The sequence below is a fragment of the Shewanella sp. M16 genome, from assembly GCF_018224605.1.
GTDB lineage: Bacteria > Pseudomonadota > Gammaproteobacteria > Enterobacterales > Shewanellaceae > Shewanella > Shewanella oncorhynchi.
Map to the genome: position 1 here is coordinate 1 of NZ_JAGTUL010000070.1, position 10,079 is coordinate 10,079.

The following is a 10,079-nucleotide window of genomic DNA, read 5'->3' on the forward strand; positions in this document are numbered from 1 at the left end:
TTCCAATACTATCTGTTTTAGCAGAAAAGTTTCACGCTCTATTGATTGGCCTTTATGGGGATGATTGCGCTGAATATCTTCGTTATGGGCGATAGCTTGATGAATATTAAGCCATTCAGGCCGCATGCCATTTTTAATCTCATGGGCTTCTAATCGAGTCTCACCTAAACCACGCTCACCCAGTGTGATGTCAATACGGCATACATAACAGAATGACTCCATGTGCACTACATTCGCTCCTTCACGGTACCAAGGTCGAAACTCTTCATAGCGACCAAAGGGCGCTAACACTTGAATGTCTAAGGCACCGGTTTCTTCCTGAAGCTCGCGGATCAGTCCATCTTCGAGACTCTCGCCATCATCAATTCCGCCGCCGGGTAAGCTGTAGTCGCGGTATTTTTGGGTATAAAGCAGCAAAATGTCTTCACCCGATAACACAATCGCGCGGGCAGCTCTGCGATAAAAAACGCGTGCCGTCTGTAGGTTAACCGCTGGATCTTGGGTGGTTCTCAATAAACGCATAGTCGTAGCCATTTGCCGAAAAGGAGTCGAAGCATAAACGAAAATGCGCCAAATGCAGATCAAAAACTGTAGCAGAGGCAATAATCACACTCAGTCCAGTCCGAGTGATTAATAGATTTTAACGATTACAAGATTGATTGTTAACGGTTTATGCTAAAATCGTTTTGCCCATAATATTAACAACGAGATCGCGATGCATCAGCTCTTTCGTCTGATCCTCATCTTAGCTGCTCATCTTTGGTTCTCATCTTAGTTCTCAGCGTAATGCCCAAGCGGAAAAATGCTCAAGCGCATTCAAACTCACTATGCTCACTCAAGAGCTGTGCCAATTGCTGCTGATAGGCGTGAATAATTTCAGGAGTTTGCTTGTGCGCCGGCATGCGTTGGTAATGGCCAATTACCTGCGACAGGTAGCGGTGTGCTCGCGGTAGGTTTGCTTCATCTAACGTCTGCCACATTAACGACCCAGTAGCAGTGATAGGAAGACCATTTGGAGCCGCGATTGTACTGACATGGAGGATTTCGTAGAAACGTTGATTCTCTTCCAATAAGTGTTCCGACTTAAGCCCTAGCCCTAAGGCCGAAAGTGATTGCCTGACATAGTAATTATGATGCACGGGACACAAAATAAACTCGAGGTGCCGCAGTGGGTGTTGAGCTAAAATTGCCCGCACTAATTCCACCAGCAGTTCACCACCCACGCCAGCGATGATAATCAACTGTTTATCTTTGTCACTGGTTTGCTCGAGCGGTAAAGTCGCGACATCAAGGCAATGCACTTGCCACTGACTATGACGACTTAAATTAGGGTCTATGTCCGGGTTTAAGTTTGGATCTAAGTGTGGATTAAGGCCTGATATGTCAGCGGGAAAGAAACGCTGCAACCGCAGTTCAAGCGCCTGCATTAGCGAAGGCACACAATCGACAAAATGCACTTGGCGAGCAACATTCCTTTTTAACAACAGCATACCGAGCAAACCATGATCGCAGCAGCAATCCCAAATATGATCGTAATGACCAGTGATCATGCTGTTTATCTGTTGTAAACGTTGGCTAATTTTCACGGTTTGACCTTACTACTGCGGCTCCAAATACTGTAAATCCCACTGTAAATCCCACGCTAAATTGCATTTTTAAGCAAAAAGAAAGCGCGCAGTTTACCCGAGTCAAAAGCAAACCACATCTTTTGTTCGTGCCCTCGCAGTGCTTCACGTCACGTCTGTTACGCCACGCCTTAATATGCTGAATACGTATGCAGGCCGTTGCGGTTAAAAAGCCATCGCCACTAGTATGCTGTGAGTCACATTAGTTATAAAAACAAGGATCAAGGAATGTTCATCAAGACCAACCCTATTCAGTTCACTCGCAGCGACTTAACTGCCCGTCACGTAACAGATTGCCACTTAACAAACAGCCACACTCGCCAGAGCTCATCGCGACAAAAACTATCGCAAGCGCGATTAAGCCATTCACTTATCGCCCTTGCAGTTACGAGTCTTTTTAGTGCCAACGTATTTGCTAAAACCGTTACCGTCAGCTCACCCAACCAACAAATTCAAATCAGCTTGAGTGACGATACAGGCCGCCCCGAATATAAAATCGATTTTCACGGCAAAACAGTCATAGAACCGAGCCGCTTAGGCTTAGTTTTTCAATCCCTTGGCGAACTCGGTCAAGGATTACAGATAAAAAGCAGCGAGAAAAAAAGTGCCGATGAAAAGTGGCAACAACCTTGGGGCGAACAGGAATGGATCCGCGATCAGCACAATCAACTGACTGCAGTATTAAGTAATGGCAAGGTGCAACTCGAAATCGAATTTAAAGCCTTTGACGATGGGATTGGCTTTCGCTATCACTTAGCCCCACAAGCTGCCCTGCCCGCCAATTCGCCGCTATTAATCACTGACGAGTTAACCGAGTTCAATGTCGGCAAAAGCGATAAAGCTACAGCATGGTGGATCCCTGCCCGCGGCTGGAATCGCTACGAATATTTATATCGCACCACAGCGCTTAAAGACGTCGATAGAGCCCATACCCCCTTCACCTTTAAACTCGCAGACGGTACGCACTTAAGTATCCACGAAGCCGCCTTGGTGGACTTTGCCGCCATGACCTTAGATCAACAGCGAGATGGCAAACTAAAGGCGGATCTCACGCCTTGGTCCGACGGTATTCGCGTCAAAACCCAAGTGGGTTTTTATACGCCATGGCGCACCATTCAAATTGCCGACAAAGCAACTGGGCTACTCAATTCGCACCTCATCCTAAACCTCAATGAACCCAATAAACTCGGCGATGTTACTTGGGTAAAACCAGGGAAATACGTCGGTATTTGGTGGGGAATGCACTTAAACGAAAATACCTGGGGCTCGGGCCCAACCCATGGCGCAACCACCAGTGAAACAAAGCGTTATATGGATTTCGCCGCTAAATATCAGTTTGATGGCGTACTAGTAGAAGGTTGGAATGAAGGTTGGGACGGCGACTGGTTCCACAACGGCGATCAATTTAGCTTTACCAAGGCCTATGCTGATTTCGATCTGCCCGCCATCACAGCCTACGGAGCAAAGCAAGGTGTACGTTTAATCGGCCACCATGAAACCGCAGGTTCAGTCACGCATTATCGCGATCAAATCGCTGATGCCTTCGCCCTGTATGAGCAGCATGGTGTTACTCAAGTCAAGACGGGCTATGTCGCCGATGGTGGCCAAATCAAGCGCATAGATGACAAAGGCATTACCCGTCACGAGTGGCACGACGGCCAGTTTATGGTCGGTGAGTATTTGCACAATGTCACCGAGGCTGCGAAACACCATATCAGTATCAATACCCACGAGCCGATTAAAGACACAGGCCTGCGCCGAACCTATCCAAACTGGATCTCCCGCGAAGGTGCCCGTGGCCAAGAATACAATGCTTGGGGTAGCCCACCAAACAACCCTGAACACACGGCCATGTTACCCTTTACCCGCATGCTTGCGGGTCCAATGGACTTTACTCCGGGGATTTTTGACTTAGCGCCCAAAGGGTTGGATGCAGAAAATCGTGTGCAGACCACGTTGACCAAACAGCTCGCCTTGTACGTTGTGCTCTATAGTCCAATCCAAATGGCAGCGGATCTGCCGCGCAATTATGAAAAGCACTTAGATGCCTTCCAATTTATCCGCGATGTGCCCACAGATTGGTATCAAAGTGTCGCGCTGGCCGGTGAAGTCGGTGACTATGTGGTCTTTGCTCGCCAAGCGAAGGATCAAGGTGATTGGTACTTAGGCGCACTCACGGATGAAGCCGCACGCAAGGTCACGGTCAAACTGGATTTCCTCTCCCCGAATAAACGTTATCAAGCACAAATTTACCGCGATGGCGCAAAAGCCGATTGGAAAACCAATCCCTATGATTATGTGATTGAAACCAAAGAGGTAAGTGCTAAAGATAGCCTAAACCTCGCACTCGCCAGCAGTGGCGGCACGGCAATCAGATTCAAAGTGCTTTAGGTTTAGTTTTTTAAAGTCAGTGCGTTAACAACGTGTTTAAGCGAGTGTGAAATACAGAGTAAAAAACAGAAAGTCACCAAGGATATACCTTGTCTTTGGTGACTTTTTATCGCCAACTAACACCAGTTGATCCCAGTACAAACGTAAAAGTTGATCATGGTCGAGGCGTCTATTCAGCTAGTGCCAATTAGCTGTCAAATCGGTATAAACCGAATAAACAGGTTGTAAATGCTTCTGGCTAACCAGTAACAGCATAGACAGACCATGCCAGTCCAAGGCAAATGCGTACAAGCAACACAGGTGCAAAAATGCCTCAGTTAGATTAATCTGACCTTCCTTTACTTGCTTATGGTGCTCAGCTTGCGATATCGGGCAAATTTATTAGAAATGCGCAGCTTTAAACGTTTCGAAACTGAACTCGCGCACTTAGGCTTTAGCCATTTTAAACCCTTAGCGCCACTTCGCCCTTGGGTGCAGCGCTACTTTCATTTGCGCGTTGCGACCGATTTACCGCAGGGCATTGAGCAGACATTTTATCCGGACGGCGGCACTAGCCTGCATTTCTATTTCCCAACGCCAACGCTAACTCAAACGCTCAGCGGCGAAGAACCCCAAGTGTTATGTCATTGTGGTCAGAGCCGACATTCCCACGCCTTTTTACCAGGAATCGAGCTGATGACAGTTCGTTTTCACCCCGGCGGCGCGTTTCATTTACTTGGCATTGAACTGCAAGATATTCTGTCTGCCGCATCAATGAAGGCTATTGATGCGACGCAATTGCAGCTAACAGGATTGGATCAACTGCTATCGCAACTGGCGGAAACCAATCAGCCAGCCCAACGCGTCGCCCTACTTGAGCACTGGTTATTGCAACTCACCCAGCAGCAATGTGATGCGGCCTTATCTCGACATAAAAGCGATATGATTAGCTTAGTGCAGGCGAGTTTACCAAAGCTTACTCAAACCCAAGCCAGTTTAGAGGATTTCTATAGGCAACTGCCCTTAAGCCGCCGTCAATTTGAACGAAGATTTAAACAAGAAACCGGATTGTCACCCGCGCAGTTACTGCAATTAAACAGAGTCAAAATCGCCCGAAACTTACTCAGCCAATCACCTAACCTCAGCCTAGTGCAAGTCGCATTCGATTGCGGATTTTACGATCAAGCCCATCTACATCAACACTTTGTACGGGTGACACTGCAAACTCCAGGACAATACAAAAAGCGTAAAATGTCGCAAATCTCCAATCCTACATAGCGCTAACAGCTTAGATTGAAGCCTCAGCTTATAGGAGGCTTTTATGTCAGAACGTATACCACGCCAGCAAATTTACCAGCTACAACCCACACTCGCTAACGCACTGCTCAGCTTAGACAAAGCAGCCGGTGACTCCCACTTTTCGCCATTACTGGTGCATTTAGTCAAGCTTAGAGCATCGCAACTCAATGGCTGCGCGTTTTGTCAGCGAATGCACGCCGAGGAAGCCAGAAGCGACGGTGAAGAACAGCTGCGTTTAGATTTACTTGCCGCTTGGCAGGAGGTCGATGGAATCTTTAATGAACGGGAACGTGCAGCGCTGCTCTGGACAGAAATCTTAACCCAAGTTGCTACTGCCCCCGTGCATGACAGTCAATATGCGGCGCTTGCAGAGCATTATTCCGAGAAAGAAATTGTCGATCTCACCAGCTTAATCATTGCCATTAATGGCTGGAACCGCGTCGCGATTGCCTTCCACTTGCAACCCATCTAGCGGCACATAAATGGACAAATAAAAAGGGCACCGAATCGGGTGCCCTGCTTGTTGATATCACTATGTAGTTCTTATCACTATGCCGTTTGTATAGTTAACTTAATGTCAGCGCCACTATTTTAAGTGGGTGATTGTCATCGAACGAAGGGAAATCCTCATGGGGATCGAGCCAAGTGTACGTAGTGACTGTACGGCCTTGTTTTTCAACGCAGCGCACTAAACTGTCGAACCATGCTTGGCGCTCGACTTTCGCCACATTGTTACAGCAAACGATAGTGCCACCGACTTTGGTCGCCATTAATGCGGGCTTAAACAAACCTTGATAATCATTGACCAAATCGACAATACCAAAAGCACTCTTGGCATAACGCGGCGGATCGAGGAACACCAGATCAAACTGGGTTTGCGCCAATTTGGGATAACTCGGTAATTTTTGATTGCGGCGCCCTCCCACACTCAAGCCTGCCAATTGGCGCAATGCCGGAAACGCATCACTCTGCACAAACTCACATACATTCGACACCTGATTTAATGCCGCATTCGCTTTGCCCGTCGCTAAAGCAAAGGAAGAAAAATCAACATTCATCACCTGAGTCGCGCCGCCGATGGCTGCCGCAGTACCAATGCCGCAGGTGTAGGAAAACAAATTCAGCACAGTTTTATCTTGGCTGTGTGCCCGCACATATTCGCGACCAATACGCATATCGAGGAATAACAGCGGATCTTGTCCTTCGTGGCGCAGTTTAGTGCTGAACTTGATGCCATTTTCCTGCATTACTCGCTCAGAACTCGCGATCTCTGTCAGTGCGGGTGATAAGGCATTCAATACACGGGAATGGCCTAAAGAACGATCGTTATACACAATCGGTAAATCGGCCTGTTGCAACAAAACAGTGCCGACACCAACCAACTCTTCGTCGGTTAAGGTTTGATGAAAACTCTGCACTAGCCAAGTATCGCCGTAGCGATCGACATTCAAGCCACTCACGCCTTCAACTGTGCCATGGAACACCCGAAAACAATCGGTTTTATCCTGTTCAGCTTGTTGTAAAAAATCATGGCGTTTCGCCAGAGCCGTCGATAACAGCGTTTGAATAGACATAAAAAGTGGGACTCGCGCAGCGGAAACCTGCGTAAGGTTTCAAGAGGGAAAACGGCATAATACCAAACTAGGTCGCAGAATATCGGAAAAGTTCGCCCCGAAAACAGCATAAACACCGACTAACACCCAAATGGGGGAACTCTATATCCCCCAACCCGCCAAGCCTGTTATAACCAAGTGCACGGAATAATTTTCAAACAAAGATGTAGGTTAAATCACTTCAAGCAACTGTTCTAACCCTAGCGCCGTTTTAGTCGGCACAAACTCTATCACCTCAAACTCAGCGACATCGGCAATGCAGAAAGGATCTTGCTGCAAAATAACCTCTAGCGCCGCGCGACTTTCAGCCTTGGCGAGGATGACGCCACCGGTACGTGGCACCTTACGACCCGAGGCGACAAAAGTCCCTGCGGCATAATACTCATCAAGATAAGCAATATGGGCGGCTAAATGTAACTCCACTTCTGCAATTGGCTTTTTATAGGTAAGCGAGACAACAAACATAGGGATCCTTTAATCAACTGAAAAAATTTAAAATAATCGAACGAAAAACGCTTAATCTGGCGATCATCATAAGCTAAGTACCTATCTGATCCCACCATATCTAGGCTGGCTATTATCATAGTGCAGAGTGCGCGACTTTCGAGTCAAGCTATCGGCATCCGTACTGGATATTGATTGCATGCTGACTCTTATTAAGTGCATTGAACTCGCCGTCAGTTATGCTGCGGTTGATTTTATCACTCAGTTAACATCCGCAATAACAATACCCTTTTTTCTAAAAAATAATGCAATGACTGATCATCAAGTATTCTAACAAGATTAGAGAGTTATTTGAGCATTCCAGCAAGCCTATGACTATTGATAAACCGTCTAGATGCGTTACACCTATGTTTCCATCCAGTTACTAAGCCATGATGAATACGTATGTAAGCAGTTGTGCAAAAATCTACGCCGAGGCTACTATAAATCCGCTCGTTTCACCCTCTGCTTGTGGGGTTTGAAATCTGTGAGGTCGTTTCTGATAGGGTTACATACAAGGATTGCTATCAGGCTTAAGTTCTTTCTGCTGACTGGCTTTAGGCCACTCACTTGGGCTAATCCCTTTGAATTAAGGTGTTAGCCCAAATTTGAAATGAATTTATCGGCGAATATACTTCTGAGGGAGGAGTATATTCGCTATTTTTTCACAGAGTACACTCATTCATGGCATGCGCGAAACTACCATGAATAAGCCATGAATCTGACTCTTAGCTTTTATTGTATGCTCTTGGCTGTGATGAAATAGCTCACCACATAAAAGCAAAGTACAGTGCCAATCCATTGCTAGGCAAAACAATTAAAACAATAAGCACTCAAGGCAGAACGACTGCCAGCAACAGAAAGGAAGTTCAATGTCTTCGAATTACCAGCAAGATCCCCATCAAGCCGCAGCGCCTCAGTTGCCGCATGCATTCAAGCAACAACCTGAGTTGAGTTTCTGGCAAATTTTTAATATGTGCTTCGGCTTTTTAGGCATTCAATTTGGTTTTGCCCTGCAAAATGCCAACGTCAGCCGCATTTTTCAAACCTTGGGGGCTTCTATCGATGAAATCCCCATACTGTGGATTGCCGCGCCGCTAACGGGTTTATTGGTTCAACCTATTATTGGTTATTTGAGTGATAACACCTGGGGTCGCCTTGGCCGTCGCCGCCCCTATTTTTTGATTGGCGCGATTTTTACTACCCTTGCCATTTTTATCATGCCGCACTCGCCTACCCTGTGGATTGCCGCAGGCATGTTATGGATCATGGATGCCTCGATCAACATCGCCATGGAGCCGTTTCGCGCCTTCGTCGGTGACAATTTACCGAAAAGCCAACGTACTCAAGGCTATGCCATGCAAAGCTTTTTCATCGGTATTGGCGCTGTGGTCGCTTCGGCCTTACCCTATATTTTGACTCACTTTTTTGATGTTGCGAATACTGCACCAGCGGGTGAAATTGCCGATTCAGTGCGTTATGCCTTCTATTTTGGCGGCACAGTATTATTGCTCGCGGTCACTTGGACTGTCGTATCGTCAAGAGAATATTCCCCTGAAGAATTAGCCGCCTTTAACGCAAAACAAGCCGATGCTGAAGATGAAACTTTAGCCCGCACTCGTACCCGCAAGGACTATCAATTTGCCTCCATCGTGTGGATGGGTCTCGGCGCCCTGCTCACCTTCGCTATTTGGGCTCAGGATTTAGATAAGCAGTTGTATATCTTGAGCTTAGGAATTTTCGCCTTTGGCCCATTGCAATTGTATTGCGCGCTGCGTTTGGGCAATTCACAACCCGCTGAACGCAATAAGCTCGGCATGGTATTTAGCGTGGTCGATGACTTGTTCCATATGCCCAAAGCCATGCATCAACTGGCGATCGTGCAGTTTTTCTCTTGGTTCGCACTGTTTGCCATGTGGATTTACACCACTGCCGCCGTGACGTCTTACCATTTTGGCAGCAGCGATGTGTTGTCCCAGGCTTATAACGACGGCGCAGATTGGGTCGGCGTACTATTCGCCTCTTACAATGGTTTTGCCGCCATTGCCGCGATTTTTATTCCTATGCTGGCTAAGCGTATTGGCATCAAGCTAACCCACACAGTCAATATGTTCTGTGGTGGTATAGGTTTGATTAGTTTCTTTTTTATTACAGACCCAAGCCTGTTATGGCTGCCTATGATAGGTGTCGGTATCGCGTGGGCGTCAATTTTATCTGTGCCCTATGCCATGTTGTCGGGCATGTTACCCCCGCAAAAAATGGGCGTTTACATGGGGATTTTTAACTTCTTCATCGTCATCCCGCAGCTTCTTGCCGCCAGTGTGCTGGGTTTAGTGCTCAATGGTCTGTTCGATGGTCAACCTATTTATGCACTTATCACAGGTGGCGTCTTGATGATGTGTGCAGGCATTGCCGTATTATTTGTCGACCAAGACGTTGTCGAACAAAATAACCCAAATAATCAAAGTACAGCGATGAACCGCAAGACTCACTTAATCACGAAAGCCACAGACAAATTAACAAATAAAATTAACAAATAAAATTAACAAATAAAATTAACAAATAAAAGTTAGCTCTTTATAGAAGCGATACACATTATGCGACATACAGCAATGCATGTTAAGCGCGGTGAATACGGTCATTTGGCTAATCACAGCTGCATAAAATATCTTTATCAATTCAATCACTA

General features: G+C 46.7%; 8 protein-coding genes. 4 read left to right on the forward strand and 4 right to left on the reverse strand.

Features of this window, described 5'->3' with window-relative positions; translation table 11 throughout:
• Together KFE26_RS22675 and KFE26_RS22680 are read right to left on the reverse strand one after the other, a co-directional pair.
• The coding region (locus KFE26_RS22675; RefSeq protein WP_212601794.1) for an NUDIX hydrolase at window positions 1-522 on the reverse strand (522 nt) is incomplete at its 3' end.
• Between the two features lie 284 nt (window positions 523-806).
• On the reverse strand, window positions 807-1,586 hold the full coding sequence (locus KFE26_RS22680; protein WP_212601795.1) for a tRNA (adenine(22)-N(1))-methyltransferase TrmK: 780 nt from the start codon (window positions 1,584-1,586) through the stop codon (window positions 807-809).
• A gap of 267 nt (window positions 1,587-1,853) precedes the next feature.
• Here KFE26_RS22680 and KFE26_RS22685 point away from each other — a divergent pair, with 267 nt between their 5' ends.
• The 3 genes from KFE26_RS22685 (at window position 1,854) to KFE26_RS22695 (ending at window position 5,766) form a co-directional block, all read left to right on the forward strand.
• Window positions 1,854-4,016: a glycoside hydrolase family 97 protein gene (locus KFE26_RS22685; RefSeq protein ID WP_212601796.1), complete on the forward strand. Its 2,163-nt coding sequence runs from the start codon at window positions 1,854-1,856 to the stop codon at window positions 4,014-4,016.
• Between the two features lie 348 nt (window positions 4,017-4,364).
• On the forward strand, window positions 4,365-5,273 hold the full coding sequence (locus tag KFE26_RS22690) for a helix-turn-helix domain-containing protein (RefSeq protein ID WP_212601797.1): 909 nt from the start codon (window positions 4,365-4,367) through the stop codon (window positions 5,271-5,273).
• A gap of 43 nt (window positions 5,274-5,316) precedes the next feature.
• Window positions 5,317-5,766, forward strand: a complete 450-nt coding sequence (locus KFE26_RS22695) for a carboxymuconolactone decarboxylase family protein (RefSeq protein ID WP_212601798.1) — start codon at window positions 5,317-5,319, stop codon at window positions 5,764-5,766.
• A 94-nt stretch (window positions 5,767-5,860) separates the two neighbouring features.
• On the opposite strand, the gene KFE26_RS22700 is transcribed toward KFE26_RS22695, so the two are convergent.
• Both KFE26_RS22700 and KFE26_RS22705 read right to left on the reverse strand, forming a co-directional pair.
• Window positions 5,861-6,868 carry a class I SAM-dependent rRNA methyltransferase gene (locus KFE26_RS22700; protein WP_212601799.1) on the reverse strand — a complete coding sequence of 336 codons (1,008 nt, stop codon included), beginning with the start codon at window positions 6,866-6,868 and terminating at the stop codon, window positions 5,861-5,863.
• 210 nt (window positions 6,869-7,078) lie between these two features.
• Window positions 7,079-7,372, reverse strand: coding sequence for a YciI family protein (locus KFE26_RS22705; protein ID WP_212601800.1), 294 nt, complete (start codon window positions 7,370-7,372; stop codon window positions 7,079-7,081).
• 890 nt (window positions 7,373-8,262) lie between these two features.
• Here KFE26_RS22705 and KFE26_RS22710 point away from each other — a divergent pair.
• On the forward strand, window positions 8,263-9,930 hold the full coding sequence (locus KFE26_RS22710; RefSeq protein ID WP_212601801.1) for an MFS transporter: 1,668 nt from the start codon (window positions 8,263-8,265) through the stop codon (window positions 9,928-9,930).
• The last annotated feature ends 149 nt before the right edge of the window (window positions 9,931-10,079 follow it).